14 protein-coding genes and 1 pseudogene are annotated in these 16,785 nt (G+C 67.5%); 1 reads left to right on the top strand and 14 read right to left on the bottom strand.

Translation table 11 applies throughout. The features are described 5' to 3' along the window. Positions 1-5 precede the first annotated feature (5 nt). The 13 genes and pseudogenes from astA to hpnI form a co-directional block, all read right to left on the bottom strand. A complete protein-coding gene (gene astA / locus BG90_RS13470; RefSeq protein ID WP_010116324.1) occupies positions 6-1,046 on the bottom strand; it encodes an arginine N-succinyltransferase in 1,041 nt (346 codons plus the stop codon). Continuing rightward, positions 1,043-2,101: an arginine/ornithine succinyltransferase subunit alpha gene (aruF, locus tag BG90_RS13465; RefSeq protein ID WP_010116325.1), complete on the bottom strand. Its 1,059-nt coding sequence runs from the start codon at positions 2,099-2,101 to the stop codon at positions 1,043-1,045. Before aruF ends, astA begins: the two co-directional genes overlap by 4 nt. 34 nt (positions 2,102-2,135) lie before the next feature. Then, positions 2,136-3,371, bottom strand: a complete 1,236-nt coding sequence (locus tag BG90_RS13460; RefSeq protein WP_010116326.1) for an aspartate aminotransferase family protein — start codon at positions 3,369-3,371, stop codon at positions 2,136-2,138. A 376-nt stretch (positions 3,372-3,747) separates the two neighbouring features. After that, positions 3,748-3,991: pseudogene (locus tag BG90_RS37855) on the bottom strand (ion transporter). Between the two features lie 121 nt (positions 3,992-4,112). Beyond that, positions 4,113-5,150 carry a GlxA family transcriptional regulator gene (locus BG90_RS13455; protein ID WP_010105233.1) on the bottom strand — a complete coding sequence of 346 codons (1,038 nt, stop codon included), beginning with the start codon at positions 5,148-5,150 and terminating at the stop codon, positions 4,113-4,115. Positions 5,151-5,177: 27 nt separating this feature from the next. Next, positions 5,178-5,972 carry an ABC transporter ATP-binding protein gene (locus tag BG90_RS13450; protein ID WP_045568166.1) on the bottom strand — a complete coding sequence of 265 codons (795 nt, stop codon included), beginning with the start codon at positions 5,970-5,972 and terminating at the stop codon, positions 5,178-5,180. Between the two features lie 21 nt (positions 5,973-5,993). Then, entirely contained in the window at positions 5,994-6,707 is a 714-nt protein-coding gene (locus BG90_RS13445; RefSeq protein WP_010105237.1) for an ABC transporter permease, read from the bottom strand. Then, positions 6,704-7,393 carry an ABC transporter permease gene (locus BG90_RS13440; protein ID WP_045568165.1) on the bottom strand — a complete coding sequence of 230 codons (690 nt, stop codon included), beginning with the start codon at positions 7,391-7,393 and terminating at the stop codon, positions 6,704-6,706. Before BG90_RS13440 ends, BG90_RS13445 begins: the two co-directional genes overlap by 4 nt. Positions 7,394-8,090: 697 nt before the next feature. Beyond that, positions 8,091-8,651, bottom strand: a complete 561-nt coding sequence (bamE, locus tag BG90_RS13435) for an outer membrane protein assembly factor BamE domain-containing protein (protein WP_025989919.1) — start codon at positions 8,649-8,651, stop codon at positions 8,091-8,093. Positions 8,652-8,922: 271 nt separating this feature from the next. After that, complete coding sequence (locus BG90_RS13430) at positions 8,923-9,969, bottom strand: HpnL family protein (RefSeq protein ID WP_045568164.1); 1,047 nt, start codon at positions 9,967-9,969, stop codon at positions 8,923-8,925. Then, positions 9,966-10,853, bottom strand: coding sequence for a hopanoid biosynthesis-associated protein HpnK (gene hpnK, locus BG90_RS13425; RefSeq protein WP_010116332.1), 888 nt, complete (start codon positions 10,851-10,853; stop codon positions 9,966-9,968). Before hpnK ends, BG90_RS13430 begins: the two co-directional genes overlap by 4 nt. A gap of 3 nt (positions 10,854-10,856) precedes the next feature. Beyond that, positions 10,857-12,278 carry a hopanoid biosynthesis associated radical SAM protein HpnJ gene (hpnJ, locus tag BG90_RS13420; protein WP_025989920.1) on the bottom strand — a complete coding sequence of 474 codons (1,422 nt, stop codon included), beginning with the start codon at positions 12,276-12,278 and terminating at the stop codon, positions 10,857-10,859. A gap of 117 nt (positions 12,279-12,395) precedes the next feature. Beyond that, a complete protein-coding gene (hpnI, locus tag BG90_RS13415; protein WP_045568163.1) occupies positions 12,396-13,574 on the bottom strand; it encodes a bacteriohopanetetrol glucosamine biosynthesis glycosyltransferase HpnI in 1,179 nt (392 codons plus the stop codon). 672 nt (positions 13,575-14,246) lie between these two features. On the opposite strand from hpnI, the gene BG90_RS13410 reads away from it, so the two are divergent. Then, positions 14,247-15,257, top strand: coding sequence for an LLM class flavin-dependent oxidoreductase (locus BG90_RS13410; RefSeq protein WP_010105266.1), 1,011 nt, complete (start codon positions 14,247-14,249; stop codon positions 15,255-15,257). Positions 15,258-15,518: 261 nt separating this feature from the next. Here the strand turns inward: BG90_RS13410 and BG90_RS13405 are convergent, their stop codons facing one another. Then, positions 15,519-16,721 carry an alpha/beta fold hydrolase gene (locus BG90_RS13405; protein ID WP_025989921.1) on the bottom strand — a complete coding sequence of 401 codons (1,203 nt, stop codon included), beginning with the start codon at positions 16,719-16,721 and terminating at the stop codon, positions 15,519-15,521. Positions 16,722-16,785: the final 64 nt, after the last annotated feature.

The raw sequence follows: 16,785 nt of genomic DNA, 5'->3' as shown, positions 1-16,785 counted from the left end.
GTTCGTTATCCGTGTTTGGGTTTGAGCGGCAGCACGCGCACGAAGTCGCCCTCGCTCATGCGCAGCGCGGCGGCGTCGTCGGCCGACAGCGTGAACGCGCCGTTCTCGACGAGCCCCGGCGCGACGCCGACGCGGAAATCGGACAGCGACGTGTTCGACACGAGCGAGCGCGGCGCGTCGGCGGGCGCGGCGGGCGCGGCGGGCGTGCCGATCTCGACCGGCACGACGACGCTCTCGCGCACCGTGCGCAGATCCGAGATATGGCATTCGAGCACGGGGCCCGCGTCGAAGATGTCGACGTGGTTCTGATAGCGCAGCCCTTCCGCTTCGAGCATCTTGCGCGCGGGCAGCGTGTCGCGATGCGTGACGCCGATGCAGTCCTGAGCATCCTGCGGCAGCAGATCGACGTAGACCGGAAAGCGCGGCATCAGTTCCGCGAGGAACGACTTGCGGCCGTGCGAGCTCAGGTAGTCGGCGGCGTTGAAATCGATCTGATAGAAGTGCGAACCGACCGCGCGCCAGAACGGCGACGTGCCGTCTTCGTCGAAGTGGCCGCGCAGCTCCGCGCAGATGCGCTCCGGAAACCGTTCGCGGAACTGCGCGATGAACATGAAGCGCGAGCGCGACAACAGGCCGCCGAAGCCGCCCGTCCGGTAGCGCGGGCTCAGGAACAGCGAGCACACTTCCGCATAGCCCGTCAGGTCGTGCGAGATGTTCAGCAGCGACATCTTCGTCCACACGCCGAGATCCTGGCTCGCGTGGACGACCGTGCTCACGCGATAGTTGTAGAACGGCTGCGTGAGACCCACTTCGGTCTCGATGCCGCACACGCCGGCGATGTCGCCCGATTGCGAATCTTCCATCACGAAGAAGTAGCCGGCCTCGGCGGGCGTCGCGCAATTCTCGAGCGTGCGCCGCGCGCGCTCGATCCGCGCGGCAAGCGCGTCGCGGTCCGGCTTGAACGTGGTGAGGCCCGGCCCCGTTTCCTGGGCGAGCGAGACGAGCGCATCCACGTCGCCCGTTTGAACGACCCGAACGACGATCATGCTGCGTCTCCTGGTTGGTCCGTCGGTTGGCCGTCGCGCTGATGCAGCGGCACGCAGCGCACCGTGTCGCCGTCGGCGACGTCGAGCGCCGCGCGCACGTCGGCGGGCAGCGGCGCGTCGGCGCTGTCGGCGGGCAGGTCCGCGAGCACGCAGCGGAACGCGTCGCCGCGCCCGCTCGACAGCAGATACGTGGTGTCGCCGCGCGCGCGCGCCGCCTCGCGCACCGTGCGCGGCGCGTTCTTCGTCACGCACGCGGTGCGGTCGACCTGCGCGGTCAGCACCGGGCCGGCGTCGAAGATGTCGACGTAGCGGTCCGGCTCGAAGCCTTCTTCGAGATGGATGTCGTACGCGAGGAGCGCGTGTTCGTTCGGCTCGCCGAGCACGCGCTGCGCGGCTTCGGGCAGGAGCGGCACGTAGAGCGGATAGGTCGGCATCACTTCGGCGATGAACGTGCGGCTTCTGCCGCCCGATTCGATCTCGACCGCGGCGAAATCGCGGCCGAAGAACTTGCGGCCGACCGCCTCCCAGAACGGCGACGCGCCCGTTTCGTCGGTGACGCCGAGCAGCAGCGAGAACACCTCGGGCGTGAAGCGGTTGCGGTTCGCGGCGACGTACATCATCCGTGCGCGCGAGATCAGGTGCGCGGCGGCGTCGCCGCGCAGCGACGGATCGACGTAGAAGCCGGCGAGCCGGCTCTTGCCCGTCAATTCGTGCGACATCGTGAGCGCGTGGATCTTGCGGTTCACGTGCAGCTCGCGCGACGCGTGGATCAGCGCGTCGTTGCGAAACGCGTAGAACGGCTCCGAGTAGCCGGCCGCGGCGACGATGCTCGCGGTGCCGAGCAGCTTGCCCGTCGCGCCGTCCTCGAGCACGAACAGATAGAACTCCTCGCCGGGGAAGTCGACTTCCGCGCGAAACGAGTCCTCGGAAAGCGCGACGCGCGCTTCAAGCGCCGCGCGGTCGTGCGGCAGCGAATGCAGCACGGGTTGCGCGGTGCGCGCCATCTGCGCGAGCGCGTCGAGATCGGCGAGTCTGCCGGGGCGTACGAAGAGCATCGTCGTTCCTGTCTACGTCAGCGATACGGGCGGCTTAGCGCGAGGCCGCCTCGGCTTGCGCGGCGAGCACTTGCTCGACCGCCTTCTCGAAGCGCGCGAGACCTTCGTCGAGCACGTCGAGCGGGATCACGAGCGACGGCGCGAAGCGCAGCACGTTCGGGCCCGCGATCAGCATGATGACGCCGTGCTCGGCCGCGGCCGACACGAAGTCCTTCGCGCGGCCGTCGAACGCGTCGACGAGCTCGACGCCGATCAGCAGCCCCTTGCCGCGGACTTCCTTGAAGAGCTTGAAGCGCGCATTGATCCTGTCGAGCGCGGCCTTCAGCCGCGCGCTGCGTTCGTTGACGCCCTCGAGGAGCGCGGGATCGCTGACGAGCTCGACGACCTTCTCGGCGATCGCCGACGCGAGCGGATTGCCGCCGTACGTCGTGCCGTGCACGCCGACCTTGAAGTGCGCGGCGAGTGCTTTCGTGGTGAGCATCGCGCCGATCGGGAAGCCGTTGCCGAGCGCCTTCGCGGTCGTCAGGATGTCGGGCGTGACGCCCGTGTCCATGTACGCGTAGAAGTGGCCGGTGCGGCCGACGCCCGTCTGCACTTCGTCGAAGATCAGCAGTGCGTCGTGCGCGTCGCACGCTTCGCGCAGCGCCTTCAGGAAGGCGGGATCGGCGGGAATGACGCCGCCTTCGCCCTGGATCGGCTCGACGATCACGGCGCAGGTCTTCGGGCCGATTGCGGCCTTGGCGGCGGCGATGTCGTTGAACGGCAGATGCTTGATGCCGGCGGGCACGGGGCCGAAGCCTTCGGAGTACTTCGGTTGTCCGCCGACGCTGACCGTGAAGAACGTGCGGCCGTGGAACGACTGGAGGAACGACACGATCTCGTACTTGTCGGCGCCGTGTCGTTCGAACGCGACGCGGCGCGCGAGCTTGAGGGCGGCCTCGTTCGCTTCGGCGCCGGAGTTCGCGAAGAAGGCGCGATCGGCGAACGTGAGCGATTCGAGGCGCTTCGCGAGGCGCAGGACGGGCTCGTTCGTGTAGCCGTTGCCGATGTGCCAGAGCTTGCGGCCTTGCTCGTCGAGCACCTTGAGGAGCGCCGGATGGCCGTGGCCGAGCGCGGTGACGGCGATGCCGCCCGCGAAGTCGACATAGTCGCGGCCTTCCGTGTCCCACACGCGCGAGCCTTCGCCGCGATCAGGCACGAACGGCGCGGGGGCGAACACCGGCACCATCACTTCATCGAAAGTCTGACGGGACACGTTCGGGCTCTTCATGACGATTCCTTTCGTTTCGTAAGAGGTAACACGTTCAAGTTTAGGCAACGCCGCGGGATGCGTCTTGCGCAATTGCGACGGGATTTATCGGACGGGATTCTTTTGCTCGTTTTGCCGTGGGTGGCGATTCTTTGTCGGTTGTTCGGGTGTTTTTTTCGTGAATGGCCTGTAATGTTGGCGGTCGGTTAGCGTCGCCCCTCCCCGGGGCGGGGGTTACTTTTCTTTGTCTTGCCAAAGAAAAGTAACCAAAAGAAAGGCGCGTCCTTAGGCGGACGGCAAAGGGAGCTACGTTTGCTCTTCTCGCCAGCTTCACCGCTCGACTCGCGGCAAACGACGCTTTCATGTCATGCACATCTCGCATGGCGCATGCCTCCGATCACCAGGCAAGCATTCGAACCTGAGCGCCCCGCCCTGATGTGCCCGTCGTCCGAGCGCAGCGAGGACGGAGCTGGCGGGAGGTATACCGCTCCGGCGGGTGGTGCGGCGGCACGGATCCTGCGCGATCCGCTCCGTGTTCCATTCCGATGCGACACGTTAGGGGCTGTGCCAACGCGGGCGAGCATGCCGACGTAAGCCGGGGCTGAAAAAGCGCCTTTCTTTTGGTTACTTTTCTTTGGCAAGACAAAGAAAAGTGACCCCCGCCCCGGGGAGGGGCGACGCTAACCGACCGCTAACATCACAGGCCATTCACGAAAAAAAACACCCGAAAAAAACAGACAAAAAAAGCCCAAAAGAAACCACTCATCCCCGCCCGGAGGGCCTCTCGACCATCGCCCCCGCCCGAGGCGGCTCGACGCCTCCATGCTGCTTCTCGAGCCACGCCCGCCGATCCTCACGCGGCGTGACACCGAACCTCTCCCGATACGCATTCGAAAAATGCGCCGCCGAAGAAAACCCGCAAGCGAGACTGACCTGCACGACGGACTTGCTCGTCCGCTGCAACTGCGTGCGCGCCTTCAACAAGCGCAGATTCAGGTAGTACTTCGACGGCATCGCACCGAGATACTGCCTGAAGAGTCGCTCGAGCTGCCGCCTCGACACGCCGACGAACCCCGCGATCTCGTCCGTCGTCAGCGGATCCTCGATGTTCGCCTCCATCAGCAACAGCGCATCGTTCAGCCGCGGGTGCCGCTCGCCCGGCGCCGTCACGAACGGAATCCGCTGGCGCTCCTCGCCGCTCCGAAGCGACCCCGTGCCAAGCGCGTCCGCGATCCGCTCCGCCAGCTCCGGCCCGTGGTCGCGGCCGATCATCGCGAGCATGAAGTCGACGGTCGCCTGGCCGCCCGCGCACGTCGCGCGATCGCGGTCGATTTCGAAGATCTGCTGCGTGACGATCGAGCGCTCGAACTGCTCGGCGAACTGCTGGTACGTCTCCCAGTTCACGCTCACCCGGTAGCCCGACAGTTGCCCCGCCATCGCGAGCCACCACACGCCGTGATGGATGCCCGTCACGACCGGCGTGCGCTGGCCGACGCGCGACAGGCTCGCGAGAAAGAGCCGGTAGTCGGCGAACTGCTGGAACCGCTCGCTGACGACGATCAGCCAGTCGCAGACGATCGCGTCGTTGAACGCGGCGTCCGCGTGCCATTGCGCGCCGCCCGCGAGCGGCACCGCGCGGCCGTCCCACGAGCACACCTGCCAGCGGTACAGGAGGCGCCCGTCGATCTCGTTCGCGAGATTCAACGCGTCGACGATCGGCCCCACGCCCGACATCGACACGGGCGGCAACGCGACAATCGCCACCTGTATCGTGCGGGCGGGACTGGCTGGACGATTCACGGACGTCACGACCTGCCGCGTCGGCCGTTACTTGAGGCTGCCGGACAGGAACTGCTTCAGGCGCTCGCTACGCGGGCGCGCGAGCACGTCGGCCGGATCGCCCTCTTCCTCGGTGCGCCCCTGGTGCAGGAACATCACATGGTTCGACACGTTGCGCGCGAAACCCATCTCGTGCGTAACGACGATCATCGTCCGGCCTTCTTCGGCGAGCTTTTGCATCACCTTCAGCACTTCGCCGACGAGTTCCGGGTCGAGCGCCGACGTCGGCTCGTCGAACAGCATCACGTCGGGATGCATCGCCAGCGCGCGCGCGATCGCGACGCGCTGCTGCTGGCCGCCCGACAGGTGCGACGGATACTGCTTCTCGACGCGCGGCGCCAGCCCCACTTTCTCGAGGTATTCGCGCGCGCGCTCCTCGGCCTCGCGCCGCGACAGCCCGAGCACATGCACGGGCGCTTCCATCACGTTCTCGAGCACGTTCATGTGCGCCCACAGATTGAAGTGCTGGAACACCATCGCGAGCTTCGTGCGGATCCGCTGCAACTGCTTGTGGTCGGCGACTTCGAGATTGCCCGCGCGATCGGCCTTCGTGCGCACCGTCTCGCCATCGACGACGATCTGACCCGCGTTCGGCCGCTCGAGGAAGTTGATGCAGCGCAGAAACGTGCTCTTGCCCGAACCGCTCGCGCCGATGATGCTGATGACGTCACCCGCCTTCGCGTTCAGCGACACGCCCTTCAGCACCTCGTTGTCGCCGTAGCGCTTGTGGATGTCCCGCGCCTCGAGCTTGCACGCGGCGTTCGTGGTCGTGGTCTCTGCCAACTGGCTCTCCCTGGAATGAAATCAATGACGGCCGGCCGCGAGATACGCGAGCCAGTGGCGCTCCGCCCGGCGAAAGGCCGCGACGAGTGCGAACGATACCGCAAGATAGATGAGCGCGGCGATTCCGAACGACTGGAACGCCATGTACGTCGCCGAATTCGCGTCGCGCGCGACTTTCAGGATGTCGGGCACGGTCGCCGTGAACGCGACCGTCGTCGCGTGCAGCATCAGGATCACCTCGTTGCTGTAAAGCGGCAACGCGCGACGCAGCGAAGACGGCAGGATCACCCGGCGGTACATCGTGAACGGGCTCATCCCGTACGCGCGCGCCGCCTCGACTTCGCCGTGCGGAATCGCGCGGATCGCGCCCGCGAAGATCTCGGTCGTGTACGCACAGGTGTTGAGCGCGAACGCGAGGATCGCGCAGTTGAAGCCGCTTCGGAAGAACGCATCGAGGAACGCATGATCGCGAACGAACGCGAGGCTGTACATCCCCGTGTAGATGAGGAGCAGTTGCACGTAGAGCGGCGTGCCGCGGAACACGTACGTGTAGAAGCGCACGGGCGTCGACAGCCAGCGATTCTTCGACACCCGCGCGACCGCGAGCGGCACCGCGCAGAGAAAGCCGATCGCGAGCGACGCGACGAGCAGCCACAGCGTGACCGCAAGCCCCGACATGCGCTGGCCGTCCCAGTAGAAGAACGCGCGCCCGAATTCCTGGAGAATCTCGATCATAGTTCCGCGTGCCTCACGCCGATGGAATAACGCTTCTCGAGCTGCTTGAGCACGAGATTGGAGACCGTCGTGATCGCGAGATAAATGAGCGCCGCGATGAGGATGAAGAAGAACATGTTGAACGTGCTCTTGCCCGCGTCCTGCGCGGCCTTCACGACGTCGGCCAAGCCGATGATCGACACGAGCGCGGTCGCCTTCACGAGCACCTGCCAGTTGTTGCCGATGCCGGGCAGCGCGAAGCGCATCATCTGAGGAAACATGATCCGCGCGAACACGCGCATCCCGCTCATGCCGTACGCGCTGCCCGCTTCGAGCTGGCCGCGCGGCACCGACAGGAACGCGCCGCGAAACGTCTCGGTGAAGTACGCGCCGTAGATGAAGCCGAGCGTGAGCACGCCCGCGACGAACGGATCGATGTCGATCTGATCCCAGCTCATCAGGTCGGTGAACTGGTTGAGCCAGATCTGGATGCTGTAGAAGAGCAACAGCATCAGCACGAGATCGGGCACTGAGCGGATGAGCGTCGTGTAGCCCGTCGCGATCGCGCGCAGCACGCGATTGTGCGAGAGCTTCGCCACCGCGCCGATGAGGCCGAGCGCGATCGCGGCCGCGAGCGACAGCACCGACAGCTCGATCGTCTGCACGGTGCCGGCCCAGATGAGCGGACCGAAGCCGTATAGGAACACGCTTGTCTCCGTGATCGTGATGGGAATGGCGCACGGACGGCTGCGCCGGTTTGACGCGGATAGTCGCAAGCGAAAAAAAACGGCTCAAATGGCGGTCGCGCGGAATGCTGCGTTGCAATATCACGCCGGCGCCGACGCGGAGCGTGCGCACAGCACTGTTTTAGCGGGGTAAACATCGGTTCCGGACGTTGCCGGCCGCGCGCCGTGCGCCGCTTTTTTGCAAGTTTCGAGTCGCTTTTGCGATAGAGACGATGGGCGGCGGGCAAGCGGCGGCAGCGGGCGTTTCGCGGCGGCGCACGATGGCGGGGAATGGCCGGGAACAGCTTCGACGGTCGGTGGCCGCGTAGCGCGGCCGTAGGCGAGGAACGCGGCTGCGCGAAGACCAAGCGGAAAGATGAAGGCCCGAGCCTGCAAGCGCCGCCGGTCCACTGACAGGCCGATTGCGCCCGGCGACGAGTAACGCCGAGCGCCGACACGCCGTTCGAGAGCGCTTGCGAGCGCCAGCGACGAGCAGAGATCTTCACGCGTCAGCCGCCGGGGCGTTGCACGCAGCGGAACCGGCGAGCCGCGGCACGCACTTGCGCACGCGTCTGGGCGCTCGCAGGCGCGACGGATGTACACCGATGCACCAATGCGCCGCGGAATAAAGCGCCGACCGCGGTGAACCGTCCTTCGGAGCCCCGCTTCGCTGCGTCGCTCAGTGCCCCTTCAGAATGTCCGAGCGCGAGGTCGTATAGACGATCCCGTCCGGCCCGAAATGAACGTTGAAGAACGCATCCTGATTGACGCCATCCTCGAGCCAGCGCCAGCTCCACACCGTCTCCGGCTTGAGCGGATAGCGCGCGACCTCGGTCGGCTTGCCGAGCAGCCGCCGCACCTCGTCCTCCGTCATGCCCGGCCGGATCTTCGCGAAGTTCGCGGCCGTCAGCACTTGCGTCGCCGCGGTGAAGCGGCCGTTCGCGTCGATGTCGACCATGTAGGTCTCGTTGCCCATCGGGCCGCGCGGATATTCGAGCCGCTTCGAGCCGTCCGTATAGACCCGCTCGGTCTCGGGACGCCCCATCTGGCTGCGGATCTCGGCCTCGGTCGTCACGCCGGGCGTGAGCCCCTTGAGGAACAGCGGCGCGGGTTTGATCGCGTTGAAGAAATCCTTGAATCGCTGCACGGTCTGCTCGCTTTGCTGATCGTCGCAGCCGGCGAGCGCGAGCGCCGCGCCGAGCAACGCGACAGGAAGGATACGGAATCGGAACATCGTCATCGGGAAACGGCGCGGCTTGCGCGCAACATCGAACACGCGCGCAAGCATACCGCACTGCGGCTGTCGTGCGCCGAAGCGGGACTCGACGCAGCGCTCGAAGCATGCGCGCCGTGTCGCCGCCTCGTGCGGCGCGGCGCTCGGCGCGCAGCGGCCCGCGGTCGGCCTCTTCGAGCCTTCGAGCCTTCGAGCCTTCGAGCCGCCAGATCAGCGAATCATTAGATCGGCGAGCCAACATCCCGAAGAAAAAGCGCCCCGCCGCTCAACCGCGCCGTCATGGCAACGATTCGACCTCGCGCTCGCGCTGTGCACCGGCGGCCGCCACGCGGGCCGCGCGCCGCGCATGGTTGCGAATCCGCCGCCGCGTGCGCGACAACTCGACGAGCTGCCACGAGCCGAGCGCAAGCGCGCCGAACAGCAGCTCGCGCGCGCGCTTGACGAGCGCGAGCGACAGCGCCGTCTCGCGGTCGACGCCGAACATCTGCGCGAGCAGCACGACGGTCGCCTCCTGGACGCCCAGGCCGCCCGGCACCATGAACGCCGCGTGGCGCACCGCCTGCGTCATCGCCTCGATCGCGACCGCGCCGCCGATCGACACCGGATGGCCGAGCAGCGCGAGCGCCCAGTAGATCTCGAGCGCGCCGACAACATAGCCCGCCAGCTGCCAGAAGAACGCGCGGAACAGCAGGCCCGCGCGCGACATCAGCGCGTCGATGTCGGCGTCGAGGCGCTTGCCGTCGACGCCTTGCAGCAGCCGGTGCGAATCGCCGAGCAGCCGGCTCGCGAAGCGCTCGATCGCATGGAAGACTCCGCCGCGGCGCATCAGCACGAACGCGAGCACGGGCATCGGCAGCGACAGCACGAGCGCGACGCCGATCGTCCTCGCGCCGACGCTCTCCTGCGTCGCGATCAGGAGCAGCACGAGGCCGAGCGCGGCGAACGCGTACTGGACGGCGATCGTCACGAGCACCTCGACGATCACCGACGCCGTCACGCGGCTCGCGTCGGGCACGCGCCAGCGCGCGAGCCGGATGCCGACGATCTCGCCGCCGACGCCAACGACGGGCAGCAGCCGGTTCACCGCCTCGCGCACGGTCGCGATCCACCAGAGGAACGGCAGCGACGCGCGCTTGTCGAGCAGCAGACGCCACGCGTGCGCGTCGAGCAGCAGCGGCAGCCCGTGGAACGGCACGAGCCACAGCAGCGCGAAACCGGCCTGGCCGATCACGCGAACGACGTCGCCGACACCCTCGTGCACGACGAGCGCGAGCAGGATCGCGATCCCGAGCGGCCAGCCGAGCCATTTGATCCAGCGGGTCATGACGGCTGCGCTCCGGTGATCCGCGCGCCGCGCGGCATGCGCGCACGCGCGCCGCCGCCGAACACGTCGGCGAAGCCGCCGCATGCGACGCCCGCCGCCTCCACCGCGGCCGCGACGCGCGGCGACAGCAGCGCGGCGAGCTCGTCGGCCGGCCGGTAGTCGCGCATCGACGGCGTGACCGGCCCGTCGCCCGCCTCCGCCGGATGGCAGTAGATTTCGCCGACGCCCCCCGGCAGCTTCGCGAGCGCGTCGAGCAGCACCGCTTCGTCCATCGCGCCCGTGTGCTCGATGCCGACGACGTAGTCGTTGTGCGCGATCCCCGCGCGATCGAGCCGCGCGCGCACGAGCCCGATCCACGGCTTCAGCCAGAACGGCGTCGACGGCTCGTACGGCAGTCGCACCGCGCGCAGCCCGAATTCGCGGCCGATGTCGATGATCATCGACAGCACGGTCGGATGCAGATGGAAATGCTTGTGCGTGTTCACGTGATCGAGCGTGAGCCCGGTCGCCGCGAACGCTTCGAACTGCGCACGGATTTCGCGGCGCAGCTGCGCGCGCACGTGCGGCAGGAAGAAGAAGCGGCAACCGTCCTTCGCCATCGCGTCGCCGAAGCGGCCGTCGGGGCCGACGAGCGCCGGGATGTCGCTTGCGGGCAGCGTCGCGGGCCCGTCGGCGAGCACGACGTGCAGGCCGACCGCGAGCGACGGCAGGCGCTTCGCGCGCTCGACCGCATCACGCGCGGCGGGCGCGCCGACCATCAGGCTCGCGGCCGCGAGCACACCGTCCCGGTGCGCGCGCTCGACGGCCGCATTGACCCGCGGATGCAGGCCGAAATCGTCCGCCGTGAAGATCAGCGCGCGCGGCGCCGCGTCGGGACCCGCCACCGTTCAAGCCTCATGCGCGCGCAGGAAACGGAAGAATTCGACGCCTTCGCGCAGACGGCGCTTCATCATCTCCCAGCTCGTCAGCATTTCGCGGACGATTTCCCAGATCTTCGACGGCCGGAAATAGAACTCGCGATAGAAGTGCTCGAGGTGGTGGTAGATCTCCTCGCGCGACAGGTGCGGATAGCCGATCGCGGCGAGCTGCACGCCTTCCTTGCTGACGAGGTTGATCGTCTTGTTCTCCGCGAGCCAGCCGTTCTCGATCGCCTGCTCGTAGAGGCGCGTGCCCGGGTACGGCGCGGCGAGCGACACCTGGATCGTGTGCGGATTGATTTCCTTCGCGTACTCGATCGTCTTCTTGATCGTGTCCTTCGTCTCGCCCGGCAGGCCGAGGATGAAGGTGCCGTGGATCTTGATGCCGAGCTTGCGGCAGTCCTCGTTGAAGCGGCGCGCGATGTCGGTGCGCAGGCCCTTCTTGATGTTCAGGAGGATCTGGTCGTCGCCCGATTCGTAGCCGACCAGCAACAGGCGCAGGCCGTTTTCCTTCATGATCTTGAGCGTCGAGTACGGCACGTTCGCCTTCGCGTTGCACGACCACGTGACGCCGAGCTTGCCGAGCCCGCGTGCGATCTCCTCGACGCGCGGCTTGAAGTCGGTGAACGTGTCGTCGTCGAACATGATCTCCTTCACTTCCGGCATGTTGTCGCGGATCCACTTCACTTCCGCGAGCACGCTCTCGACCGAGCGCGTGCGGTAGCGATGGCCGCCGACCGTCTGCGGCCACAGGCAGAACGTGCACTTCGAGCGGCAGCCGCGGCCCGTGTAGATCGACACGTACGGGTAGTTCAGGTAGCCGATGAAGTAGTTGTCGATCTTGAGATCGCGCTTGTAGACGGGCGCGACGAACGGCAGCTCGTCCATGTTCTCGATCATCGGACGCGGGCCGTTGTGCTCGATCGAGCCGTCCTTCGCGCGGTAGCTCATCCCGAGGATCTCGGAAAACGGCTTGCCTTCGGCGATGTCCTTGCACGTGTAGTCGAATTCCTCGCGGCAGACGAAGTCGATCGCTTCCGTCGCGGTCAGCGAGTTGTGCGGATCGACCGCCACCTTCGCGCCGACCATGCCGACCAGCATCGACGGCTTCATCTTCTTCAGGTCTTCCGCGAACATCGCGTCGGTCGGGAACGACGGCGTGCTCGTGTGGATGATCACGAGATCGTAGTCCTTCGCGATCTTGAGCGTCGCTTCGACCGACAGGCCGTCGGCCGGCGCGTCGACGACGCGGCTGCCCGGCACGAGCGCGGCCGGCTGCGCGAGCCACGTCGGATACCAGAAGGATCGGATCTCGCGCTTCGCCTGATAGCGGGAGCCCGCGCCGCCGTCGAAGCCGTCGTACGACGGGGCCTGCAAGAACAGCGTTTTCATGAATGCTCCGGTAGCCTGCTGCATAGATATCAATTCGTTCGAGTGCAAATGTTTCGTTTCGAAAACCGCGGGCCGCCTGTCGCCGCCCGCGCATCCCATGTATGTGTCCGGCGCCCTTCAGCGCCCGTCGCCCGCCTCCACGACCGTCGCGCGCGCATCGCCGCCGACGACCGTCATCCGCGCGCCGCGCCACACGACCTGCGTGCCGAACGCGGCGGCGAGCCACTCGAGTGCGAGCAGCGCGTCGCGCACCGGCACGACCGGCAAATCGCGCCAGAACGCGCGCCAGCCGGCCGAGCCGCGTGCATGCAGCGCGAGCCGCGCGACCGTGCCGATCGCGGCCGCCGCGCCGGCCGTCGCGCCCGCCGCCGACGTCGTGCCGAGCCACGCGGCGAGCGCCGCGCCGATAGCGAGCCACGGCGCGGTGAACGTGATGAACAGGAATGCGAACCCAGCCGGATTCAGCGAGCGGATCGTGCGCAGCCAGCGCGTCTCGCGCAGCCACAGCGGCGCGAACGACGGCTCCGCGACGTCCGTCGCCACGTTCACCTCGGAGAGCACCGTGCGCAGCCCGAGGCGGCGCGGCAACTCGGCGAGCCAGTAGTCGTCCGCGAGCTCGTCCTTCAGCGCCTTGAAGCCGCCGATCGCGTCGAGCGTCGCGCGCGTCAGCGCGAGCGTCGCGCCGAACCCGAAGCGGCTCGACCCGCCGAGATGGGTAATCCGGACCGACGGCGCGAACCACGCATCGACGAATTGCACGCCGATCCGCGTCCAGAAGCCGCCGACGCTGCGCGCATGATACAGGCAAGTGACGACGCCGACCGACGGATCGGCGAGCGGCGCCGTCACGCGGGTCAGATAATCGGGCTCGACGGCGATGTCGCTGTCGGCGATCACGATGCGGCCGTAGCGCGCGCGCTCGGCGAGATTGACGAGATTGCTGACCTTCAGGTTCGAGCCGTACACGCGCGCGTCGATCACGAGCTCGATGTCGCTGTCGGGGTAGTCGGCCTGCAGCCGGCGCACGACGGCGACGGCCGGATCGGCGGCCGACGCGACGCCGAACAGCAACTGGTAGCGCGGGTGCCGCTGCTCGCAGAAGGTCGCGAGATTCTCGTGCAGATGCGGCTCCGATCCGCACAGCGGCTTCAGCACGCTGACGGGCTCGAAGCCGTCGCGGGCGGCCGTGCGCGGCACGCGCGGCGCGGGCGCGAACGCGGCGAGCACCGCGTAGCCGCACGACGCGCAGGTGAGCGCGAGCAGCGCCCATTCGACAATGGAAAGCGATCCCGTCATGCCGCGCGCCTCCGAGCGATCGGGCGGCAGACAAAACGGGAACGCGATGTTTCGGCGGGGACGATTTCGAACACGATCCCAACTCCTCTTACTTGCACTTTCAACGACGCGCAACGCACCGGAACCGGCCGTGCGGCCGCTATCCCGAGGCTCCTCGTGCGACTTTTCGCGGCAAGCGCAGGGAGAATAGAACGGAATCCGTGAGCGCGATTGGTGTGTAGGCCGCGAATTTTAGCAGCGACACGCGGACAACGCTTGCCGCGCGTGCCGAAAAGCACTGTTGCTGAACGGCAGATCCACGCAGATGCGGTCAATTTCCACGCAATTGCCCTTGTATTAGCGTAAGCGCTTTGCAGGACGCACGCCGTCCAAAACGTAAGGGTTTCTGTGGATTTTTGTACCAGATGAAATACTCCAGCCAAATCGGTGCAGATTTCATCAGATTTCTCGTGATTACAGTCTATTACAGAACAATCTTTCGCGCCGCGCCGCGTCACGTTGACGCCTGCGCTCGCCCCTGTCGCCGGCAGGGACATCTTTCGGCCGCCGACGCGATCCGGAACGCTTTGGCACAATCGACGGCGTCTGTTGCGTGCACGCATCATCGGCAGGCCGCGCCGCATGCGCGTCGGCCCGCGTTCCGTCCCCTATGCCACCGGTCTTCACGTCGCCATGATTCCGTTTTCCGTCCTCGACCTCGCGCCGATTCCCGCCGGCGCCGACGCCGCACAGGCATTTCGCCACTCCGTCGATCTCGCCCGGCACGCCGAGCGCCTCGGCTATCGCCGCTACTGGCTCGCCGAGCACCACAACATGCCCGGCATCGCGAGCGCGGCGACCGCGGTCGTGATCGGCCACGTCGCGGGCGCGACGCAGACGATCCGCGTCGGCTCGGGCGGCGTGATGCTGCCGAACCACGCGCCGCTCGTGATCGCCGAGCAGTTCGGCACGCTCGCGTCGCTCTATCCCGGACGCATCGATCTCGGCCTCGGGCGCGCGCCCGGCACCGACCAGACGACGGCCCGCGCGCTGCGGCGCGATCTGATCGGCAGCGCGGATTCGTTCCCGGACGACGTCGTCGAGCTGCAGCGCTACTTCGCCGCGCCCGTCCCCGGCCAGCGCGTGCGCGCGGTGCCGGGCGCGGGGCTCGACGTGCCGATCTGGCTGCTCGGCTCGAGCCTCTTCAGCGCGCAGCTCGCCGCGATGCTTGGGCTGCCGTTCGCGTTCGCGTCACATTTCGCACCCGACTACCTGATGCGCGCGCTCGACGTGTACCGCGCGCAGTTCCGGCCGTCCGCCGCACTCGCGAAGCCGTATGCGATGGTCGGCGTGAACGTGTTCGCCGCCGACACCGACGACGAAGCGCGGCGCCTCTTCACGTCGCTGCAGCAGCAGTTCCTGAACCTGCGGCGCGGCACGCCCGGGCAGCTGCCGCCGCCTGTCGAGTCGCTCGACGCGCTCGGCGCGACCGAGCTGGAGCTCGCCAACGTCGCGCACGCGCTGTCGTTCGCGGCGATCGGTTCGCGCGACACGGTACGCGAGCGGCTGCGGCGGCTGATCGCGCAGACGGGCGCGGACGAGCTGATCGTCGCCGCGCAGATCCACGATCACGGCGCGCGGCTGCGTTCGTATGAAATCGCCGCGCAGGTGCGCGACGAGCTTCGCGACGAAGCGGCGGGTTGATGACGGGGGAAGCGGCGGCGTGGCGGATTGACGTGCCGCGGCGGCGCGAATGCGGCGCGATATGACGGCGGCGTCGATACCGATACCGATACCGATACGAAAATACATCGCGCAGGAATACGGACGCCGCCGCGTGAATGCCCTCGCATCGGAACGACGAACGACTGCGCGGCGATGCCCGGACAGTCGGGACGCGGACGCGAACCGGGAACGCGCCCCCATCCCCGCCCCGCCGAACCTCGCGTCATCCCGCGGCGATGCCTACTCGCTCGCCGCGTGCGTCGCGTGCGCGGGCTTCACGTTCGCGAGCCCGTCGAGCAGCGCCTTGTGGAACGTCGCCGGATCCTGGATCTGCGGCGCGTGGCCGAGCGACGGGAATTCGTAGAGCACCGCGCCCGGAATCGCCGCCTGCGTGCGCTTCGCGAGCGCCGGATAGCGCCCGAGCTTCGCGTGGACGTCGGGCGGCGCGACGTCCTTGCCGATCGCGGTCGTGTCCTTGTCGCCGATCAGGAGCAGCGTCGGCACCTTGATCGCGCCGAACTCGTAGACCACCGGCTGCGTGAAGATCATGTCGTAGACGAGCGCCGAATTCCACGCGACGACATCCCGCCCCGGCCCGCGATACATGCCGGCGAGCATCTGCACCCAGCGCTCGTACGCGGGCGACCACTCGCCCGCGTAGTACGTGCGCTGCTCGTAGCGGCGAATGCCGTCCGCGGTCGTCTTCAGCTCGCGCGCGTACCAGTAGTCGACCGGCAGCGACGGCACGCCGAGCGCCTTCCAGTCCTCGAGGCCGATCGGATTGACGAGCACGAGCTGCCGCGTGTCCTTCGGGTACATCAGCGCGTAGCGCGCGGCGAGCATGCCGCCCGTCGAATGGCCGACGATCGTCGCGTCCTTCACGCCGATCGATTCGAGGAGCGCGTGCGTGTTGTGCGCGAGCTGCTGGAAGCTGTACTGATAGCGCGCGGGCTTCGTCGACTTGCAGAAACCGATCTGGTCCGGCGCGACGACGCGGTAGCCCGCCTTCGTCAGCACGTCGATCGTCTGCTCCCACGTGCCCGCGCAGAAGTTCTTCCCGTGCAGCAGGACGACGGTACGGCCGTTCGGATGCTCGGGGCGCACGTCGAGGTACGCCATCTGCAGCGTCTGCCGCTGCGACGTGAACGCGTAGCGACGCACCGGATACGCGTACGCGAAGCCTTCGAGCTCCGCGCCGTACGCCGGGCCGCCGGCCTTCGCGCCCGCGCCCGCGCCCGTCGACGCGGCGACGGCGGGCGAAGCGCTCGGCTGCGGCGCGGCGGTAGCCGAAGCGGCGCCCGAAGCGGCAACTGAAACGGCAACCGACGACGCGGCGCCCGGCGAGCCCGCGAACGCCGACGCCTCCGGCATCGTCATCGCCGCGACAGCGGCCGCAAATATCGCGGCGAGCCGCGCGAACCACACTATGCGAATCTGGAACATCGTCGAAGCCGAAAAGAGAGAAGGAAACGGCAAGCCAGACATCCGCGCAAGCCGCGCGCAATTT

This window comes from Burkholderia oklahomensis C6786, assembly GCF_000959365.1.
GTDB lineage: Bacteria > Pseudomonadota > Gammaproteobacteria > Burkholderiales > Burkholderiaceae > Burkholderia > Burkholderia oklahomensis.
The sequence above is the reverse complement of the archived record's forward strand: the minus strand, read 5'-3'. Positions and strand labels throughout refer to the sequence as shown.

What these genes read in the sequence shown, in the direction of transcription:
- astA (WP_010116324.1), bottom strand. Translation starts at nt 1,046, where the DNA reads ATGATCGTCGTTCGGGTCGTTCAAACGGGCGACGTGGATGCGCTCGTC.
- aruF (WP_010116325.1), bottom strand. Translation starts at nt 2,101, where the DNA reads ATGCTCTTCGTACGCCCCGGCAGACTCGCCGATCTCGACGCGCTCGCG.
- BG90_RS13460 (WP_010116326.1), bottom strand. Translation starts at nt 3,371, where the DNA reads ATGAAGAGCCCGAACGTGTCCCGTCAGACTTTCGATGAAGTGATGGTG.
- BG90_RS13445 (WP_010105237.1), bottom strand. Translation starts at nt 6,707, where the DNA reads ATGATCGAGATTCTCCAGGAATTCGGGCGCGCGTTCTTCTACTGGGAC.
- bamE (WP_025989919.1), bottom strand. Translation starts at nt 8,651, where the DNA reads ATGACGATGTTCCGATTCCGTATCCTTCCTGTCGCGTTGCTCGGCGCG.
- BG90_RS13430 (WP_045568164.1), bottom strand. Translation starts at nt 9,969, where the DNA reads ATGACCCGCTGGATCAAATGGCTCGGCTGGCCGCTCGGGATCGCGATC.
- hpnJ (WP_025989920.1), bottom strand. Translation starts at nt 12,278, where the DNA reads ATGAAAACGCTGTTCTTGCAGGCCCCGTCGTACGACGGCTTCGACGGC.
- hpnI (WP_045568163.1), bottom strand. Translation starts at nt 13,574, where the DNA reads ATGACGGGATCGCTTTCCATTGTCGAATGGGCGCTGCTCGCGCTCACC.
- BG90_RS13410 (WP_010105266.1), top strand. Translation starts at nt 14,247, where the DNA reads ATGATTCCGTTTTCCGTCCTCGACCTCGCGCCGATTCCCGCCGGCGCC.
- BG90_RS13405 (WP_025989921.1), bottom strand. Translation starts at nt 16,721, where the DNA reads ATGTTCCAGATTCGCATAGTGTGGTTCGCGCGGCTCGCCGCGATATTT.